The following is a 17200-nucleotide window of genomic DNA, read 5'->3' as shown; positions in this document are numbered from 1 at the left end:
ACAGCGTGGCTTCAACAAATTCAGACAGGAAACCGTCCGGCGAACCGGCCTAAGCCCCAGCGTCCTAAGGAAGCGCAGAAGAGGCGCCGCTCAGCGGCGGCGCCGTCTCGATGGGCGGTTTATAGGCCAGGCCCGGATTGGAAGTCAACACGCTCGATGAAGTTTTTTTGACGGATCGCATTTCTTTTTTCGATCCCCCGCAAAACCCCGTCCAGGGGCTCATTTTTGCGGATTTTCAGCGCGTACGACTCCCTGCCCGATGATGCTTGAAACGTCGTCCTCTTCCTTCGGCGCTGTTGCGGTGCAAAATTTTTATCGTCGAAGACCGGCCGAAGCCCAAGGTTCCGAATTCTTGCCATCCGACACGGCTTCCGAGCGATGAGCGGCCGAAATCGTCCGGCCCTTATATGGTACATGCGAGCGCGTGCTCCTGTGTGCGGGCGCGTGCGGCGCGGGTCCACGCACCTGCCCTTTCCCAAAACAGCCGCAATCTCCCAGCACAGGAGATCGTCCACGGCTGAACGGATTGATTCCGGCTTCCGGCACGGGCATGGTCCTGCCGCGCTTTCGTCAGGACGCGTTCAAGGCGCTTTCGCTTCGGCGAGGGCCGCCATCGAGATTTCGAGACAGCCCGCAAGAAGCAGCCACCGCTCCATGAACGCCCATCCCGAGTTCGCACAGCCGGTCGAGCCGCTTGCCCCCGAGGCGGCGGCCCTGCTGGTCGATCTCGGGATCGAACCGCCGATACAGCCGGCCGACTCCCGGCAGCAGCCGCTCGATCGTCGCGGCGTCTCGCTGCGCTGGCTCTTCGCCTGCGCCCTTGTCGGCTCCTGCGGCGCTGCCTTGCTCGGCGCGGCGATCCTCGTCGCGATGCGCGGCGACACCAGCTATCCCGAGCAGCCCGAGACGGTCACGGTCCGCGCCTCCTCGGCCGCGGGCGATGGCGGCGGCGCGCGCAAGGCCGACAAGCTCGTCGCCGACCAGCCGGTCATGGCGGCCCGCCACACGCTGCGGGCGCCGATGTCGCAGCGCACCGGCGACCGCGAGGTCATCCGCGTCCGGCCCTTCGTGCGGTTGGCGTCCAACCTCTCGCTCACCACCGGCGTCTATGCCACCAATATCCCGCCCTTCAATCCGCTGCGCCTCTTCGCCGAAGGCGGGCAGCCCGAGGAGCGCTATGCCGAACCGGCGCAGGATATGCCGGATGCCGACGTCACCATCGTCAAACGCGATCTCGGCGATCTGACCCTGCCCTCCGGCAAGCCGCAGCTCAGCGATGCCGAGGTGATCTCCCAGATCGAGGAAGAGCGCGCCAACATGGCGAACTCCGGCCGCCAGCGTGCCCTGCCGATTCCGCCGCAACTGATGCTCAGCCGCACGCTGACCGGCACCGCCGCACCGGGCACCGATATGCTCGCCTATGCGCCCGCGACCGACACGCGGTTCTCCGGCATCGAGGTCCGCGTCGTGCCGGAAAACGTCACCAACGCGCCGAAGACGCCGATCCCCGCCTCACGCGAGCCTCTCGTCGAGGACAAGCTGCTGATGGCCAAGCGCGGCGAGAATTTCGAGCAGGTCATGCGCGGCGCCGGCGTCACCCCCGAGCAGGTCCGCACAATGATCGCGGCCTTCGGTGGCAAGGTCCGCACCTCCGCCCTGCCCGATGGCCAGGTCCTGCAGGTGCTTTACGCACCCGGGCCCCGTACGGGCGATCCCCGCCAGATCATGCGCGTCTCGCTGCTCACCAACGGCCAGCCCGACGGCACGATCGCGATGAACGACAAGGGCGCCTTCGTGCCGGTGGACCTGCCGCGCCAGGATGTGGCCGGCCCGCAGAAGCCGCAGCGGCGCAATGCCGAGGATGGCGACGAGGATGAGGATTCGGGCGGCGCCCGGCTCTATGAGAGCCTCTACGAGACCGGCGCGCGGCACGACCTGCCGCGCCCGCTGGTCGACGAGCTCGTCCGCATCTTCTCCTACGATCTCGATTTCCAGCAGCGCGTCCATGGCGGCGACAATCTGGAGGTGATCTTCACCGAGGAGGACGAGGGCGAGCGCGCCGAGATCCTGTCCGCGACCCTGACCGTCAACGGCGAAGCGCGCCGGGTCTTCCGCTACCAGTCCCCCGATGACGGGCTGATCGAGTATTTCGACGAAGAGGGCAAATCGCTGAAGAAGTTCCTGCTGCGCAAGCCGATCGCCGATGGCGAGCTGCGTTCGGGCTTCGGCATGCGCTACCACCCGATCATGCGCTATTCGAAGATGCATACCGGCATCGACTGGGCCAACAAGATCGGCACGCCGATCCTCGCCGCCGGCAACGGCACCGTGCTCAAGGCCGGCTGGTCCTCCGGCTATGGCAAGCACACCGAGATCCAGCACGCCAACGGCTATGTCACGACCTATTCGCACCAGTCGAATTTCGCGGCCGGCATCGTGCCCGGTGCCAAGGTGCGTCAGGGCCAGGTCATCGGCTATCTCGGCTCGACCGGCCTCTCCACCGGCCCGCACCTGCATTACGAGGTCCTGGTCAACGGCAATTTCGTCAACCCTATGAAGATCCGCGTGCCGCGCGGGCGCGAGCTTCAGGGTACCACGCTGGCCGAATTCAAGCGCCAGCGCGACGAGATTCGCGGGCTGATCGAGAAGGCCGGTGGCACGGTCGCGCAATTGCGCTGAGCGCATGACGGCGGAGCATTCGGCCGCTCGCCACGCCCTCGCTGCTTGACAGCGCGCGCGCAAACGGACACCGCGGAACGAGGCATTTCTCTCGCGCGAGTTCCGAAGCCATGCTCGCCTCCCTCCTCGTCGTCCTGCCCGTCTTCGGGCTGATCGGCCTCGGCTATTGCGCGCGCTGGACCAAGCTCCTGCGCGAGACCACAGGCGAGGGCCTGTCGGATTTCGTCTTCGTCCTCGCCGTGCCCTGCCTGTTGTTCCGGACGCTCGCCAAGGCCGATATCCCCGCGACCCAGCCTTGGGGCTACTGGGTCGCCTATTTCGCCGGGCTCGCCGTGGTCTGGGCGCTGGCCATGGCCATCGCCTCGCGGTTCTTCGCGCGGAAGGGGCCGGAGCTGGTCGTCTCCGGCTTTGCCGCCGCCCAGTCGAACACCGTCTTCGTCGGCGTGCCGATGATCCTGAAGGCTTATGGCGATGCCGGGGCGGTGCCGCTCGGCCTGCTGCTCGCCGTCCATCTGCCGGTCACGATGACGGCGGCGACCTTGCTGGCGGAAGGCCGCACGGCCTCGATCCCGCTTCTGATCAAGCGCCTCTTCACCCATCCGATTATCATCGGCATCATCCTCGGCTCGGCGGTGCGGCCGATCATCCATCTCATTCCGACGCCGGTCTGGACGCTGGTCGACCTGCTCGCGGGTGCGGCCGTGCCCTGCGCACTGATCAGCCTCGGCATCGCCATGCGCCGCTACGGCCTCGAATCCGGCCTCGCCCTGCCGACCGTGCTGAGCGCGCTGAAGCTCGGCCTGCATCCCCTGCTGGTCTACTGGCTGGCGACGCGGGTCTTCGAGATGCCGGTCCACTGGTCGGGCGTCGCCGTACTGTTTGCAGCCTGCCCCTGCGGGATCAACGCCTATCTCTTCGCCGAGCGCTATCGACAGGGCGTCGCCGACGCATCGAGCGCGATCACGCTCTCGACCTTGCTCTCGCTGTTCTCGACGGCGGCCTGGCTGACCTTCCTCGGCGTCGGCTGAAACAAGAGCATTTTCGAGCGAAGTGGATACCGGTTCGCGTGAAGAAAATGCGCCGGATAATGCCTCGGAGTATGTCCGCGTTTCGGAGAAGCACGGACATGCTCCGTCAGGCGAAGCCGAGACGCCGGCGGATCTCCGCCGCGGTAACGCCACTTGCGCGCAAGGCAGCGAGGCTCTGCGAAGCCCGGCTCTTGGCGAGCTTCTGCCCGTCATCGTCGAGCAGCAGGCGATGGAAATGGTAAAGCGGCGTCGGCAGACCGAGCAGATGCTGCAGCAGGACATGGACATCAGTCGCGGCTTCGAGATCGCGGCCTCGGACGACATGGGTCACGCCCTGCAAGGCGTCGTCGACGGTGACCGCGAGATGATAGCTCGTCGGCACATCCTTGCGGGCGAGCACGACATCGCCCCAGCGCTCCGGCGCGACCTCAACGACACGCCGATCACCAGCCGCATCGAAGGCCGTATACCCCAGCCGCCGCCCCGCCGTGGCGATCGCCGCCGCCATGTCGAGCCGCAGCACATGCTCCTCTCCAGCCGCCATGCGCTGCGCCACCTCGCCCGGATCGAGCGCCTTGCAGAGACCGGGATAGAGCGGTGCGCCATCGGGATCGACCGGCCAGGGCTGGTTGGTCTCGGCTTCGCGTGCGGCGACGGCATTGCGGATCTCCTGCCGGGAGCAGAAGCAGGGATAGATCAGCCCGCGCTCGCGTAAGCTCGCAAGCGCCGCGGCATAGGCGTCGAAATGCTGGGATTGCCGGCGGAAGCCGGACTCGAACCGGATACCGAGCCATTCCAGATCGGTTTCGATTCCCGCGACGAATTCCGGGCGGCACCGCGTTAGGTCGATATCCTCGATCCGCAACAGCAGGCGCCCGCCGAAATGATCCGCCAGCGCCTCGTTGGTCAAAGCCGACAAGGCATGGCCGAGATGGAGGCGGCCGTTCGGGCTCGGCGCGAAGCGGAAGACCGGCTGGCTGGAATCGGGTGGAGCGGACGCCATCTTTCCTGTCTAGGGACTGCGCAGGCAGGCGCCAAGCCGCTCCCTGCTGACGAAAGCCGTCGCCTCTGCCATCGATACCCGGATCATGATCGAGAGAATCACCTCCAACGCCGATCTCGAGGAAGGGATGGCCGCGCTGGTCGCCCTACACCCGGATTGGCAGCCGATCGTCGCGCGCACCGGGCTCCCGCCGCTCAGACTGCGCGAGGGCGGCTTTCCCGGCCTCGCCGCGATCATCGTCTCCCAGCAATTGTCCGTCGCCAGCGCGCGCGCCGTCTGGAATCGCTTCGCCGGCGTGTTCCTGCCGCTGACGCCCGAGCGCGTGCTAGCCGCGACGGATGACGATATGCGCCTGTCCGGGTTGTCGCGCCCGAAGCAGCGCACCTTGCTCGCGCTCGCTTCGGCATTGGTCGAAGGCCGCTTCGCCTTCGAGGCGCTCGAACACGCCTCGCCCGAGGAGGTCCACGCCCTGATGACGGCGATCTCGGGCATCGGTCCCTGGACGGCCGATGTCTACCTGCTGTTCTGTCTCGGGCATCGCGACGGTTTCGCCGCCGGCGACCTCGCCATCCAGGAAGCCGCCCGCCACGCCTTCGGCCTCGCAGCGCGCCCGAAACCGGCCGAGCTCCAGGCCATGGCCGAGGCCTGGCGGCCCTGGCGCGGCGTCGCCGCGCGGCTGCTCTGGGCGGATTACGCCTTGCTGAAGCGCCGCGAGGGCATCAACGCCTGAAGCATGAGGCCCTGACTGCCTTCGCGTAGAAACGCGGTCATCCCGGACGCAGCGAAGCGGAGATCCGGGATCCATCATAGGGCTCTGCGCTCTACGATGGATCCCGGGTCAAGCCCGGGATGACGGCCTGTTTCTTCGCAGGAACGGGAGCCGAAGAGATATGATCCGGGATCAGCTTCGCGTGATCTTCAGCGCCGTCTGCGCGGCAGCGCGCAGCATCGACGAATCGCTCATCACCGTGACCATGCGCGCGCCCATGGCGAGGCCCTGCTTGGCGCGCTCCGCCGTCGCGCAATAGAAGGCGACCGGCTTGTTCACGGCCGAGGCGCGGGCGACGACATGCTTGAGCGCTTCATCGACCTCGCGCGCGGTCGCATCGACCTTCGCCCCGCCGGACAGCGCGATCGACAGGTCGGACGGCCCGACGAACAGCGCGTCGATCCCGTCCAGCGCCAGGATGTCGTCGACGATCGCCATCGCCTCGCGCGTCTCGATCATCGCGAAGGTCATCGAGAAGCTGTTGGCGGTCTTGAGATAGCTGTTCTGGTCGAGGCCCGACGCGCCGAGCCCGCCATAGCTGCCCCAGCTGCGCTCGCCCATCGGCGGGTACTTGGCATAGGCCGCGAAGCGCCGGGCATCCTCCATCGTGTTGATCATCGGTGCGATGACGCCGGAGACGCCGCTGTCGAACAGCTTCGAGACATTCTGGAATTCGCCGACCGGAATGCGCGCGATCACCGGCTTGCCGGCGGCGTTGATCAGCGGAATGGCCCGGATGACTTCGGCCAGCGTGATCGGACCGTGCTGCATGTCGAGCGTGATCGCGTCGAAATCCTCCTGCGCGAGCGTCGCCGAGACAGACGGATCGGGCAGGCCGCACCAGGCCGAGACGATGCTGTCCCCCTTGGCGAAACGATCGGCGAGGGAGGACAGGACGGTGGACTTGGCCATGGTTTTCATCCGCTTTCGGGCCGCGCTTCGGACGAGAGCTGCGGCCGACGCAGGTTGACCCGCCCCGGGCCCGAAATGCAAACGGGCGCCCATGCGCCCGTTTCAGAGACGTCCTGCGTCAGCCGGGACGCGCCCGGCCGGGTGATCTTACCGGCCTGACTGGATCTCGTCGGCCGCCTTGATCAGCAGCTCGGTCATCACAGTCCGAATCTCGGCATCGGTCACGGCGACGCCAGCGAGCGTGAAGTCGTTCTTGACCTTCCGCACCACGTCCTCCTCGCCGGCTTCCTCGAAATCGGCTACGACCACGGACTTCGCATAGGCATCGGCGTCGGCGCCGCTCTTGCCGAGCTTCTCGGCAGCCCAGAGCCCGAGCAGCTTGTTGCGCCGGGCGGTCGCCTTGAAGCGCAGCTCCTCGTCATGGGCGAACTTGTTCTCATAGGCGTCCTTGCGCTGGTCGAAGGTCGTCATGCGGCGTCCATGTCCTTTCCGGGGAATATATCTCCCAATCATATAGGTTGGCGGCGGGACGAGGGCCAGCCTCGATCGCCGCCTTCAGCGCTCTTTAAGCCTCGGGAAGCCTTCAAACGCCGATTTGTTGCGTTTGCGGTCGAGACACTCCATATAGCAGGCGCGTGGGTGCCTCCGGTTCCCGCGCATGCAGCCGGCATCGTTGCCGCCATCGGATTTGCATTCGAGAGGCCGACGGCGCAGGACAAGAACAGATCAGGGGCCAGATCCCGCCGCGACCTCATCGCGTCCAGAGAAGGGCCGACCTTTGGATTTCCTCAAGCCACGGTACATACCCATGAATCGCCGCCGTCGCATTTACGAAGGCAAGGCGAAGGTCCTCTATGAAGGACCCGAGCCCGGTACGCTGATCCAGCATTTCAAGGACGACGCCACCGCCTTCAATGCCAAGAAGCATGAAGTGATCGACGGCAAGGGCGTGCTCAACAACCGCATCTCCGAGCACATCTTCTCGAATCTCAACGATATCGGCGTGCCCACGCATTTCATCCGCCGGCTGAACATGCGCGAGCAGCTCATCCGCGAGGTCGAGATCATCCCGCTCGAAGTCGTCGTGCGCAATATCGCCGCCGGCTCGCTGGCGACTCGCCTCGGCCTTGAGGAAGGCACGCAGCTCCCGCGCTCGATCATCGAGTTCTATTACAAGAACGACGCGCTGAACGACCCGATGGTCTCGGAAGAGCACATCACCGCCTTCGGCTGGGCGACGCCGCAGGAGATCGACGACATCATGGCGCTGGCCATCCGCGTCAACGACTTCCTCTCCGGCCTCTTCCTCGGCGCCGGCATCCGCCTGGTCGACTTCAAGATGGAGACGGGCCGGCTCTGGGAAGGCGAGATGATGCGCATCGTCGTCGCCGACGAGATCAGCCCCGATTCCTGCCGGCTCTGGGACATCAAGTCCAAGGACAAGATGGACAAGGACCGCTTCCGCCGCGACATGGGCGGCCTGATCGAGGCCTATTCGGAAGTCGCCCGCCGCCTCGGCATTCTCGGCGAGAACGAGAACCCCGGCCCGACCGGCCCTCGCCTCGTGCAGTGAGCGCCATAGCCCGGCCTTTTTCGCGAATGAAACGGGAGCGCATGCGCTCCCGTTTTCATATCGCGGCCCTGGCTCTGATCGGCGGGCTCCTGCTCGCCGCCTGCTCGCATGATTTCGGGCCCGGCATCGCCGAATTGCCGGCCTCGCAGGGCTGGCAACCGCTGCCGATCGGCTCCTGGGTGTTGAATGACGGGCTGGAAGCCCGTTCGATGGTGTTCTGCCCGCGCGAGAGCTGCACGCGCCAGGGCTTCGCGGCGGTCATCGCCCTCGAAGGCGAGCAGGCCCGCGATATGGAAAAGGCCCTGTCGGAAAGCCCTGCAAGCCTCGGGCGGGCTTTCGCGCAGCTCGCCGCGGCGAAGGCAGCCGAGCGCCGCAAGGCGCAGCGCAAGCTGAAGAAGAAGCCGGACGCGAAACCCCAAGCCCGCAGCGCGACCGATGTCGCCCGCATCGATTCGGACGAAGCGAAGGGCGTGCTCGTGACGATCCGCTCGCTCGATACCGCCGGCCGCGAGGCCGTCACCGCGATCCTCTATGGTCGCGAAGCCGAGCGTCTGGTCGTCGCGCTCGGCGTGAGCGATACCGCCGAGGCCGCCCGCCGCGATGCGCAGGGCGCCTGGCGCAGCCGCTGATTCACGTGAAACGGCGGGAAACGGTTGAGCCCGCCCTGATTCATCGTTAAGGCACCCCGTAACAATCCGCGTCCGGAGATCCCCATGAAAGCCCGCGTCACCGTCACCCTGAAGACCGGCGTGCTCGATCCGCAGGGCAAGGCGATCGAAGGCGCGCTGAAGTCGCTCGACATCGCCGGCGTCGAGTCGGTGCGCCAGGGCAAGGTCTTCGACATCGAGCTCTCGGGCTCGGACAAGGCCGCCGCCGAGGCCGCCCTCAAGGCCGCCTGCGAAAAGCTCCTCGCCAACACCGTGATCGAGAACTACCGCGTCGAGATCGGAGCCTGAGCGATGAAAGCGGCCGTCATCACCTTTCCCGGCTCCAACCGTGACGGCGACGTCGCCAAGGCGCTGAAGCAGGCCGGCGCCGAGGTCATCCATGTCTGGCACGGCGACACCGATCTGCCTGACGGGACCGACCTCGTCGTGCTGCCGGGCGGCTTCTCCTATGGCGACTATCTGCGCACCGGCGCCATTGCCGGCCGCGCCCATATCATGGACGCCACCCGCGCCCATGCCGCCCGCGGCGGCTATGTGCTGGGCATCTGCAACGGCTTCCAGATCGCCTGCGAGGCGGGACTCCTGCCCGGCATCCTCGTGCGCAACGCCCATCTCAAATTCGTCTGCAAGCGCCAGCACCTCACGGTCGAGCGAAACGACACGCCCTATACGAGCGCCTATGCCAAGGGCCAGGCGATCGATGTCTGCATCGCCCATGGCGAAGGCAACTACATCGCCGATGCCGAGACGCTCGCCCGCCTCGAAGGCGAAGGCCTCGTTGCCTTCCGCTATGCGGATGCCGAGGGCAACGTCACGGCCGAGGCGAACCCCAACGGCTCGCTCAACAACATCGCCGGCATCTATTCGCAGGGCTTCAACGTGCTCGGCCTGATGCCGCACCCGGAGAACCTGATCGATTCGCTGGTCGGCGGCACCGACGGGCGCGGCCTGTTCCAGAGCCTCGTCAGCGCCAAGGCCGCCTGAAGCGCGCCGAGCCGACACAGGCACGTCGTTCTCGGGCGAAGCGAAGCGCAGACCCGAGAATCTCTTCCGGAATAGGCGCCCTTTCGGCATGCGAACTCGGGTCAGGCCCGGGCATGACGACTTGCTATCGCCCCTTCAGCGCCCGCTGCAGCAGTTTGCTCGCCGCCATCTGGTCGAGCGGGCCGACATGCTTGTCCAGGATATGCCCGTCCGGCCCGATCACGAAGGTCTCGGGCACGCCGTAGACGCCCCACTCGATCGCCCCGCGCCCGGCCTGATCCGCCCCCACGGCCGAGAATGGATTGCCGAGCGCACCGAGGAAGCGCCGCGCATTCTCGGCCTCGTCCTTGTAGTTCATCCCGACCAGTGCGACCTTGCCCTGCCTGACCGCATCGGTCTCGGCCAGGCCCATCAGCACGGGATGCTCGACCCGGCAGGGCGCACACCAGCTCGCCCAGACATTGACCAGCGTCGCCTTGCCCATCGCGAGATCGGCATTGCCGAAGGCCGGCACCGGCCTTCCGTCCCTTTGCAGGCCTTCCAATGGGGCGAGAGCGATCGCCGGTGCGACGCGCCCGATCAGCGCGGAAGGCACCTTGCTCTTGTCGCCGCTGAACAGGCCGACAGCGAAGACGATCGCGAGCCCGCCGAAGATGATCAGCGGCGCGAGAAAGACCAGCGGCGAACGCCGCCGCGGCGCGGCCTCGACCTGGCTCATGCGCCCTCCCGGCCCGAACGGCGGCCGGCGCCACGGCGCTCCAGCGCATCGAGCGCCCGCTTCTGGGCGGCGTGGTCACGCAGGATCGCCAGCGTCAGCCCGATGAGGACGAGCCCCGCCGCGCCATAGGATGCCAGTATGAAGCCGGCATGCGGCCCAAGATGATCGATGAGACCGCTCATGCCGGCACGCCTTGCGCCGCCAATCTGTCGAGCCGCTCCGCTTCGAGAATCGTCAGCGTCCGCACGCGCCGGCGCATGATCTCGGCTCGCATCGCGACCATGTGCAGCGAGAGCGCGAACAGCGTGAAGCCGACGGCCAGGATCAGCAGCGGCCAGAGCATCGAGGGATGGATCGTCGGCCCGCCCATGCGCAGCACCGAGGCCGGCTGGTGCAGCGTGTTCCACCAATCGACCGAGAACTTGATGATCGGCACGTTGACGAAGCCGACCAGCGTCAGGATGGCGACGGCCCGCGCCGCGCGCGAGGGATCGTCGAGCGCCCGCCACAGTGCGATCAGGCCGAGATAGATCAGCAGCAGCACGAGCATGGATGTCAGCCGCGCATCCCAGACCCAGTAGGTCCCCCACATCGGCTTGCCCCAGAGCGAGCCGGTGACGAGGCAGATCAGCGCGAAGCACGCGCCGATCGGCGCCGCCGCCTTCTGCGCGACATCGGCGAGCGGATGACGCCAGACCAGCGTGCCCAGCGCCGAAAGCGTCATCATCGAATAAAACATCATGGCGAGCCAGGCAGCCGGCACATGGATGAACATGATGCGGATGGTCTCGCCTTGCTGATAATCGGCGGGCGCCTCGAACCAGGCGAGATACAAGCCCACGACGATCAGAAGCGTCGCGATGGCGGCAAGCCAAGGCAGCACCACGGCCGAGAAGCGCATGAAGCGCGTCGGGTTGGCGAGGTCGATCAGGCTGGCCATGATGCCGGCGATGTCATCTGTGCGGGGCTTGAGCGCCATGGCGCAGCTTTAGCAATCTCGACGGGTTCCAAGCAATGGATGCCGAGCGGCTGCGACAATCACGCTTCGGCTAGGCGTCCTCGTCCGTCGAGGCCTCCGCGCCGCCCTTGTCGACGATGCCGAACTGCTTGGATTGGACGCCCTCTCCCGCGAGGTCGAAACCCTCGGCCGTCAGGCCGCGTCGCAGCAATTCCCGTACGGCAGCCGCGCGGCTCGGCATGCGCTTGGCGAAACGCCAATCCTCCAGGGCGCGCAACTCCTCCTGGCTCAGCATGATCTGGAGGCGTTCGGCGCGTTCGTCGGACGACATCTTTGGGGCAGCCACATTAAAATGAGTAAGGGACGATAACAGCGCCGTCGGCTGCGATGCAAGCAGCGCCCCAGATACCGCCAGCGGAGCCGCTTCGTACAGTTTGTTATTTTACTAAACTATTGAGAATATTATGCTTTTTTGAGATTGCGGATTGCGTCGGCCACATCCATGCGCTAGCTTGAGGGTCAGGAGGATCGACCATGTTGATCAAGCTGTCGGAAGACATGCAGCGCGCCGTCGAGATGAAGGTACGCAGCAAAATCGACGAGGTATCCGTCCTCGACGTCAACGCCACCGCCGAGGAAATCCGCCGCGCTTTCGTCGAGCGGAACGTCGCGCTCGAGGATATCGCGGTATCCGTCGCGAAGTTCGCAACCCAATGCGGCCACCCGATCGAGTTCGCGCCGCAGGCACCGCAGCACGACTGAACCGCCTATTCGGCCGATCGGAGCGCCGCGGCGGCAGCCACCGTGCCGACCACGATGGCCCCCAGCGAAATCGCGCACAGGATCAGGAACGGCGTCAGGAAGGGCACTGTGCCGCCCACGGCCGCATTGGCGGCGGACACGCCGAAGATCAGCACCGGTACCGTCAGCGGTGCAACCAGCACCGGCACGATCAACCCGCCCCGCTTGAGGCTCGCCGCCAGCGCCGCCCCGCCCGCCCCGATGAAGCTCAAGGCCGGCGTGCCGACCAGAAGCGTTGCGACCAGCGGCAGCACGCCCTCGCCCGGCAAGGCCACTAGCAGGCCGAGCAGCGGCGAGACCAGCGCCAGCGGCAGCCCCGTCGTCAGCCAATGCGCGAGCCCCTTGGCCAGCACGGCGAGTTCCAGCGGCAGGGCCGAAGCGCGGATCAGGTCGAGCGAGCCGTCTTCCTCATCGCTCTGGAACAAGCGGTCGAGCCCGATCATCACCGATAGCAGCGCGCCGAGCCAAAGGATGGCCGGCCCGATCCGCGAGAGCAGATTGAGATCGGGCCCGAGCGCGAAAGGCACGAGCACGACCATCGTCAGGAAGAAGACGAGCGCGAGCTCGCCACCGCCGCCGGCCCGGCTGGCGACAGCAAGGTCGCGCTTCAGGATCGCCATGAAAGCGCGCTTCACGGCCTGACTCCGTCATTCCGGGGCGCCCCGCAGGGGTGAGCCCGGAATCCAGAGCCGATACCATGCTCCAGAAACCTGCAACGGCCCGCCCCTCCTTTTCCACGCCTGCGGTTCTGGGTTCCGGGCTCATCGCTACGCGATGCCCCGGAATGGCGACGGAGGATCGGGCGCAGCACCGTCACAGCCCGATCCTGACTTCGCGCGCGCCCTCGATCCCGAGCGGGCCATGGGTCGCGGCCAGGATCGCGCCGCCCTCAGTGAGATGATCGCGCATCAACCCGGCCACCATCGCCTGCGAGGCCGTGTCGAGCGCCGATAGCGGCTCGTCGAGTAGCCAGTAAGGGCGCCGCGATACGAGAAGCCGCGCCAGCGCCACGCGCCGCCGCTGTCCGGCGGAGAGATAGCCCGCCGGCAATTCAGCGGCATGGCCGAGCCCGACGACGGCCAGTGCCTCGTCGGGGGTCGCAGCGGCGTCGCCCAGCACCTCCTGCGCAAAGACGAGGTTCTCGCGCGCCGTCAGCGCCGTCTTGAGCCCGTCGCGATGCCCGACGAGATGCGAGATTTCGGCCAATTCGGCCTCGTCCTCGCTCCCCTCCAGCCGAATCCGGCCGCCATCAGGCCGCAGGCGCCCGCAGAGCATGGCGATCAGGCTCGACTTGCCGGCGCCGTTGCGGCCGGTCAGCGCGATCGCTTCGCCCGGCCGCAACACGAAGCTCAGCCCCTCGAAGATCAACCGGCCGCCGCGGCGGCAGGCGAGGTCCTCGGCATGAAGGCTGGTGGAAGGGAAGGAAGCCGGTTTCAAGCCAGCGCTGCCGCAGATGCGTTCGAGCTCATTTCGTTCATCTAGCGCGCTTCTTGGAATTGCTCTATAGAACCCGCGGCTACGCCGCACGCCGATCCGGCGCGGGGCTCGGGCACTCCCGAGGCGGCGCGCGCGTCATGCGCATTAGGCCTTCGAACGGCAGTGTCCGCAAGGGCGCTCCGGTCGCGACCGCAACCCCTTGATCAGGATCAAGCCCGAATGGCCTCGCTCGACTCATTCAAAGCCCGCAAGACGCTCACTGCCGGCGGCAAGACCTACACCTATTACTCCCTCCCCGATGCCGAGAAGAACGGCCTGCCGGGCATTTCGAAGCTGCCCTTCTCGATGAAGGTGCTGCTCGAGAACCTCCTGCAGTTCGAGGATGGCCGCTCCGTCACCAAGGCGGATATCGAAGGCTTCGTCGCCTGGCTCGACGACAAGGGCACCGCCGGCAAGGAGATCGGCTTCCGCCCGGCCCGCGTGCTGATGCAAGACTTCACCGGCGTTCCGGCGGTCGTCGATCTCGCCGCGATGCGCGACGGCGTCAAGGCGCTCGGCGGCGACCCGCAGAAGATCAACCCGCTCGTTCCCGTCGATCTCGTCATCGACCACTCGGTCATCGTCGACGAGTTCGGCACGCCCAAGGCGCTCGCCCAGAACGTCGAGCTCGAATACGAGCGCAATGCCGAGCGCTACAAGTTCCTGAAGTGGGGCCAGGGCGCCTTCGACAATTTCCGCGTCGTCCCGCCCGGTACCGGCATCTGCCACCAGGTCAACCTCGAATACCTCGCCCAGACCGTCTGGACCCGCAAGGAGACCATCGACGGCGTCGAGGTCGAGGTCGCCTATCCCGACACGGTCGTCGGCACCGACTCGCACACCACCATGGTCAACGGCCTGGCCGTTCTCGGCTGGGGCGTCGGCGGCATCGAGGCCGAGGCCGCGATGCTCGGCCAGCCGCAGTCGATGCTGCTGCCTGAAGTGATCGGCTTCAAGCTGACCGGCTCGCTCAAGGAAGGCATCACCGCCACCGACCTCGTGCTCACCGTCACGCAGATGCTGCGCAAGAAGGGCGTCGTCGGCAAGTTCGTCGAGTTCTTCGGCCCCGGCCTCTACAACCTGACGCTGGCCGACCGCGCCACCATCGCCAACATGGGCCCGGAATACGGCGCGACCTGCGGTTTCTTCCCGGTCGATGCCGAGACGCTGGACTATCTCACCACCACCGGCCGTGCGGCCGACCGCATCGCGCTGGTCGAGGCCTACAGCAAGGCGCAGGGCCTCTTCGCTATCCCTGAGACGCCGGATCCGGTCTTCACCGACACGCTCGAGCTCGATCTCTCCTCGGTCAAGCCCTCGATGGCCGGCCCGAAGCGTCCGGAAGGCCGCGTCGATCTCTCCGGCGTCAAGGCCGGCTTCGCCGCCGCCATGGACACGGATTACAAAAAGGGCGCCGAGATTTCGCGCCGCGTTGAGGTCGAGGGCGAGGATTTCGATCTCGGCCATGGTGACGTCGTCATCGCCGCCATCACCTCCTGCACCAACACCTCTAACCCCTCGGTGCTGATGGCAGCGGGCCTGCTGGCACGCAACGCCGTCGCCAAAGGCCTCAAGGTCAAGCCCTGGGTGAAGACCTCGCTGGCGCCCGGCTCGCAGGTCGTCGCCGAGTATCTCGCCAAGTCCGGCCTCCAGACCGATCTCGACAAGCTTGGCTTCAACCTGGTCGGCTTCGGCTGCACCACCTGCATCGGCAATTCCGGCCCGCTGCCGGCGCCGATCTCGAAGACGATCAACGAGAAGGGCCTGATCGCGGGCGCCGTCATCTCCGGCAACCGCAATTTCGAAGGCCGCGTCTCGCCGGACGTGCAGGCGAACTACCTTGCGTCGCCGCCGCTGGTCGTGGCCTATGCGCTCGCCGGCTCGATCCAGATGGACCTGACCACGCAGCCGCTCGGCCAGGGCTCGGACGGAAAGGACGTCTACCTCAAGGATATCTGGCCCTCCAACAAGGAGATCCAGAGCTTCATCCGTGAGAACGTCACCCGCGCGATCTTCGAAGCGAAATATGCCGACGTCTTCAAGGGCGACGCGCATTGGCAGGCGGTCAATGCCCCGACCTCGGAGACCTATGCCTGGGACGACGCATCGACCTATGTGCAGAACCCGCCCTATTTCCAGGGCATGGGCAAGCAGCCGGCCGCGATCGGCGACATCAAGGGCGCCCGCATCCTCGGCCTGTTCGGCGACAAGATCACCACCGACCACATCTCCCCGGCCGGTTCGATCAAGGCGGCCTCTCCGGCGGGCTCGTACCTGACCGAGCATGGCGTCGCGGTGGCCGACTTCAACCAGTACGGCACGCGCCGCGGCAACCATGAGGTGATGATGCGGGGCACCTTCGCCAATATCCGCATCCGCAACCACATGCTCGGCCCGAACGGCCGCGAGGGTGGCTACACCATCCACTATCCCAGCAAGGAAGAGCTGCCGATCTACGACGCGGCGATGAAGTACCAGGCGGAGAAGGTGCCGCTGGTGATCTTCGCCGGCGTCGAATACGGCAACGGCTCCTCGCGCGACTGGGCGGCGAAGGGAACGAACCTCCTCGGCGTCAAGGCGGTCATCGCCCAGAGCTTCGAGCGCATCCACCGCTCGAACCTGGTCGGCATGGGCGTCGTGCCCTTCACCCTGCAGGAAGGCACGAGCTGGGCCTCGCTCGACCTGAAGGGCGACGAGAGCGTCACCATCCATGGCCTGGCCAACGTCAAGCCGCGCCAGATGATGGAAGCCGAGATCACCTATGCCGATGGTACCGTGAAGAAGGTGCCAATCCTCTGCCGCATCGATACGCTGGACGAGATCGACTACTTCAAGAACGCCGGCATCCTGCACTACGTGCTGCGCGGCCTCGCGGCGTAAGCTTCGGCGCAGCAAGCAAGACGGGTCATGGCCGGCGCAAGCCGGCCATGATGCATTAAGTATTCCGCGTGGTTGTCCTCGCGCCCGCCGCAGTGTAAGGGGGCGGTTCAGTCATCCTCGGTGGCGACTAGGGGCAGGCGCAGGGACGAGATCCCGCGCTCGGATGTCGTCCGCCATCACCGACAACAGACGGGAGCACCCGCAGCATGTCCGCTACGTTCGAGACGGTCGCCGGCATCATTTCCGAAACCTGCGATATTCCGCGGGAGAAGATCACGCCGCAGAGCCACGCGATCGAAGATCTCGGCATCGATTCCCTGGCCTTCCTCGACATCGCCTTTGCGATCGACAAGGCCTTCGGCATCAAGCTGCCGCTCGAGCAGTGGACGCAGGAAGTCAACGAGGGCAAGGCCCCCGCCGAGCAGTATTTCGTGCTCGAGAACCTCTGCAAGCGCATCGACGATCTCGTCGCCGCCAAGAAGGCGTAAAGCCTGCGCTGAAGGCCGTCGGACTTGAGCCGGCGTCCCTCTCCCGATAGAGCATAGGGGCCGTCGCGCGGATCATCCGATCCGTGCCGCGGCCTTGCGCCGTTCCAGAGCATTTTCGAGCGAAGTGGGCACCGGTTCGCGTAAAGAAAATGCGACCCAACAAAGAGTAGGAGCATGTCCGCGCTTCGAGGAAGCGCGGACATGCTCCGAGCCAATCGAGTCCTGTCTCTTATACACATCTGACGCTGCCGACGATTAACCTT

19 protein-coding genes are annotated in these 17200 nt (G+C 66.2%); 10 read left to right on the top strand and 9 right to left on the bottom strand.

Features of this window, described 5'->3' with window-relative positions; translation table 11 throughout:
• Nucleotides 1-654 precede the first annotated feature (654 nt).
• Both JHD80_RS23050 and JHD80_RS23045 read left to right on the top strand, forming a co-directional pair.
• Nucleotides 655-2679, top strand: coding sequence for a M23 family metallopeptidase (locus JHD80_RS23050; RefSeq protein WP_199092204.1), 2025 nt, complete (start codon nucleotides 655-657; stop codon nucleotides 2677-2679).
• Nucleotides 2680-2789: 110 nt separating this feature from the next.
• Nucleotides 2790-3707 (top strand): AEC family transporter, encoded by a 918-nt coding sequence (locus JHD80_RS23045; protein ID WP_199092203.1) that lies wholly within the window; start codon nucleotides 2790-2792, stop codon nucleotides 3705-3707.
• A gap of 106 nt (nucleotides 3708-3813) precedes the next feature.
• Here the strand turns inward: JHD80_RS23045 and gluQRS are convergent, their stop codons facing one another.
• Complete coding sequence (gene gluQRS / locus JHD80_RS23040) at nucleotides 3814-4710, bottom strand: tRNA glutamyl-Q(34) synthetase GluQRS (RefSeq protein WP_199092201.1); 897 nt, start codon at nucleotides 4708-4710, stop codon at nucleotides 3814-3816.
• An 85-nt stretch (nucleotides 4711-4795) separates the two neighbouring features.
• Here gluQRS and JHD80_RS23035 point away from each other — a divergent pair, with 85 nt between their 5' ends.
• Nucleotides 4796-5440: a DNA-3-methyladenine glycosylase family protein gene (locus tag JHD80_RS23035; protein WP_199092199.1), complete on the top strand. Its 645-nt coding sequence runs from the start codon at nucleotides 4796-4798 to the stop codon at nucleotides 5438-5440.
• 171 nt (nucleotides 5441-5611) lie between these two features.
• On the opposite strand, the gene JHD80_RS23030 is transcribed toward JHD80_RS23035, so the two are convergent.
• Nucleotides 5612-6391 (bottom strand): HpcH/HpaI aldolase family protein, encoded by a 780-nt coding sequence (locus tag JHD80_RS23030; protein WP_199092197.1) that lies wholly within the window; start codon nucleotides 6389-6391, stop codon nucleotides 5612-5614.
• A 147-nt stretch (nucleotides 6392-6538) separates the two neighbouring features.
• Entirely contained in the window at nucleotides 6539-6862 is a 324-nt protein-coding gene (locus JHD80_RS23025) for a DUF1476 domain-containing protein (protein WP_199092195.1), read from the bottom strand.
• A 307-nt stretch (nucleotides 6863-7169) separates the two neighbouring features.
• Between JHD80_RS23025 and purC the strand changes: the two genes are divergently transcribed.
• The 4 genes from purC to purQ all read left to right on the top strand — a co-directional run bounded on the left by purC (nucleotide 7170) and on the right by purQ (nucleotide 9616).
• Nucleotides 7170-7964: a phosphoribosylaminoimidazolesuccinocarboxamide synthase gene (purC, locus tag JHD80_RS23020; RefSeq protein WP_199092193.1), complete on the top strand. Its 795-nt coding sequence runs from the start codon at nucleotides 7170-7172 to the stop codon at nucleotides 7962-7964.
• A gap of 41 nt (nucleotides 7965-8005) precedes the next feature.
• Entirely contained in the window at nucleotides 8006-8593 is a 588-nt protein-coding gene (locus JHD80_RS23015) for a hypothetical protein (protein WP_199092191.1), read from the top strand.
• A gap of 84 nt (nucleotides 8594-8677) precedes the next feature.
• On the top strand, nucleotides 8678-8920 hold the full coding sequence (gene purS, locus JHD80_RS23010) for a phosphoribosylformylglycinamidine synthase subunit PurS (RefSeq protein ID WP_199092189.1): 243 nt from the start codon (nucleotides 8678-8680) through the stop codon (nucleotides 8918-8920).
• A gap of 3 nt (nucleotides 8921-8923) precedes the next feature.
• Complete coding sequence (gene purQ, locus JHD80_RS23005; protein ID WP_199092187.1) at nucleotides 8924-9616, top strand: phosphoribosylformylglycinamidine synthase subunit PurQ; 693 nt, start codon at nucleotides 8924-8926, stop codon at nucleotides 9614-9616.
• A 124-nt stretch (nucleotides 9617-9740) separates the two neighbouring features.
• Here the strand turns inward: purQ and JHD80_RS23000 are convergent, their stop codons facing one another.
• From JHD80_RS23000 to JHD80_RS22985, 4 genes are all read right to left on the bottom strand, one after another.
• On the bottom strand, nucleotides 9741-10334 hold the full coding sequence (locus JHD80_RS23000) for a DsbE family thiol:disulfide interchange protein (protein WP_199092185.1): 594 nt from the start codon (nucleotides 10332-10334) through the stop codon (nucleotides 9741-9743).
• Nucleotides 10331-10516: a heme exporter protein CcmD gene (gene ccmD / locus JHD80_RS22995; protein WP_199092183.1), complete on the bottom strand. Its 186-nt coding sequence runs from the start codon at nucleotides 10514-10516 to the stop codon at nucleotides 10331-10333. The genes JHD80_RS23000 and ccmD overlap by 4 nt, the downstream gene beginning before the upstream one ends.
• Nucleotides 10513-11313, bottom strand: a complete 801-nt coding sequence (locus JHD80_RS22990) for a heme ABC transporter permease (RefSeq protein WP_465246551.1) — start codon at nucleotides 11311-11313, stop codon at nucleotides 10513-10515. The genes ccmD and JHD80_RS22990 overlap by 4 nt, the downstream gene beginning before the upstream one ends.
• 70 nt (nucleotides 11314-11383) lie before the next feature.
• Nucleotides 11384-11623 (bottom strand): hypothetical protein, encoded by a 240-nt coding sequence (locus JHD80_RS22985; RefSeq protein WP_199092181.1) that lies wholly within the window; start codon nucleotides 11621-11623, stop codon nucleotides 11384-11386.
• A 203-nt stretch (nucleotides 11624-11826) separates the two neighbouring features.
• Here JHD80_RS22985 and JHD80_RS22980 point away from each other — a divergent pair, with 203 nt between their 5' ends.
• Entirely contained in the window at nucleotides 11827-12054 is a 228-nt protein-coding gene (locus JHD80_RS22980) for a hypothetical protein (protein WP_199092179.1), read from the top strand.
• A 5-nt stretch (nucleotides 12055-12059) separates the two neighbouring features.
• Here the strand turns inward: JHD80_RS22980 and ccmB are convergent, their stop codons facing one another.
• Together ccmB and ccmA are read right to left on the bottom strand one after the other, a co-directional pair.
• Nucleotides 12060-12728, bottom strand: a complete 669-nt coding sequence (ccmB, locus tag JHD80_RS22975) for a heme exporter protein CcmB (protein WP_199092177.1) — start codon at nucleotides 12726-12728, stop codon at nucleotides 12060-12062.
• A 178-nt stretch (nucleotides 12729-12906) separates the two neighbouring features.
• Nucleotides 12907-13530, bottom strand: a complete 624-nt coding sequence (gene ccmA / locus JHD80_RS22970) for a heme ABC exporter ATP-binding protein CcmA (protein WP_199092175.1) — start codon at nucleotides 13528-13530, stop codon at nucleotides 12907-12909.
• 219 nt (nucleotides 13531-13749) lie between these two features.
• Between ccmA and acnA the strand changes: the two genes are divergently transcribed.
• Together acnA and JHD80_RS22960 are read left to right on the top strand one after the other, a co-directional pair.
• The gene (gene acnA, locus JHD80_RS22965) at nucleotides 13750-16449 is read left to right on the top strand and encodes an aconitate hydratase AcnA (protein WP_199092173.1); all 2700 of its coding nucleotides are present in this window, start codon (nucleotides 13750-13752) and stop codon (nucleotides 16447-16449) included.
• A 206-nt stretch (nucleotides 16450-16655) separates the two neighbouring features.
• Entirely contained in the window at nucleotides 16656-16937 is a 282-nt protein-coding gene (locus JHD80_RS22960; protein ID WP_047580420.1) for an acyl carrier protein, read from the top strand.
• The last annotated feature ends 263 nt before the right edge of the window (nucleotides 16938-17200 follow it).

This window comes from Allobosea sp. ASV33 (assembly GCF_016428755.1).
GTDB lineage: Bacteria > Pseudomonadota > Alphaproteobacteria > Rhizobiales > Beijerinckiaceae > Allobosea.
Note: the sequence above shows the minus strand (reverse complement) of the source record. Positions and strands in the feature narration are given on the sequence as shown.

What these genes read in the sequence shown, in the direction of transcription:
- JHD80_RS23045 (WP_199092203.1), top strand. Translation starts at nt 2,790, where the DNA reads ATGCTCGCCTCCCTCCTCGTCGTCCTGCCCGTCTTCGGGCTGATCGGC.
- JHD80_RS23050 (WP_199092204.1), top strand. Translation starts at nt 655, where the DNA reads ATGAACGCCCATCCCGAGTTCGCACAGCCGGTCGAGCCGCTTGCCCCC.
- JHD80_RS23030 (WP_199092197.1), bottom strand. Translation starts at nt 6,391, where the DNA reads ATGGCCAAGTCCACCGTCCTGTCCTCCCTCGCCGATCGTTTCGCCAAG.
- purQ (WP_199092187.1), top strand. Translation starts at nt 8,924, where the DNA reads ATGAAAGCGGCCGTCATCACCTTTCCCGGCTCCAACCGTGACGGCGAC.
- JHD80_RS22960 (WP_047580420.1), top strand. Translation starts at nt 16,656, where the DNA reads ATGTCCGCTACGTTCGAGACGGTCGCCGGCATCATTTCCGAAACCTGC.
- purS (WP_199092189.1), top strand. Translation starts at nt 8,678, where the DNA reads ATGAAAGCCCGCGTCACCGTCACCCTGAAGACCGGCGTGCTCGATCCG.
- acnA (WP_199092173.1), top strand. Translation starts at nt 13,750, where the DNA reads ATGGCCTCGCTCGACTCATTCAAAGCCCGCAAGACGCTCACTGCCGGC.
- JHD80_RS22985 (WP_199092181.1), bottom strand. Translation starts at nt 11,623, where the DNA reads ATGTCGTCCGACGAACGCGCCGAACGCCTCCAGATCATGCTGAGCCAG.
- JHD80_RS22980 (WP_199092179.1), top strand. Translation starts at nt 11,827, where the DNA reads ATGTTGATCAAGCTGTCGGAAGACATGCAGCGCGCCGTCGAGATGAAG.
- JHD80_RS23015 (WP_199092191.1), top strand. Translation starts at nt 8,006, where the DNA reads ATGCGCTCCCGTTTTCATATCGCGGCCCTGGCTCTGATCGGCGGGCTC.
- gluQRS (WP_199092201.1), bottom strand. Translation starts at nt 4,710, where the DNA reads ATGGCGTCCGCTCCACCCGATTCCAGCCAGCCGGTCTTCCGCTTCGCG.
- JHD80_RS22990 (WP_465246551.1), bottom strand. Translation starts at nt 11,313, where the DNA reads ATGGCGCTCAAGCCCCGCACAGATGACATCGCCGGCATCATGGCCAGC.
- JHD80_RS23025 (WP_199092195.1), bottom strand. Translation starts at nt 6,862, where the DNA reads ATGACGACCTTCGACCAGCGCAAGGACGCCTATGAGAACAAGTTCGCC.
- JHD80_RS23035 (WP_199092199.1), top strand. Translation starts at nt 4,796, where the DNA reads ATGATCGAGAGAATCACCTCCAACGCCGATCTCGAGGAAGGGATGGCC.
- ccmD (WP_199092183.1), bottom strand. Translation starts at nt 10,516, where the DNA reads ATGAGCGGTCTCATCGATCATCTTGGGCCGCATGCCGGCTTCATACTG.
- JHD80_RS23000 (WP_199092185.1), bottom strand. Translation starts at nt 10,334, where the DNA reads ATGAGCCAGGTCGAGGCCGCGCCGCGGCGGCGTTCGCCGCTGGTCTTT.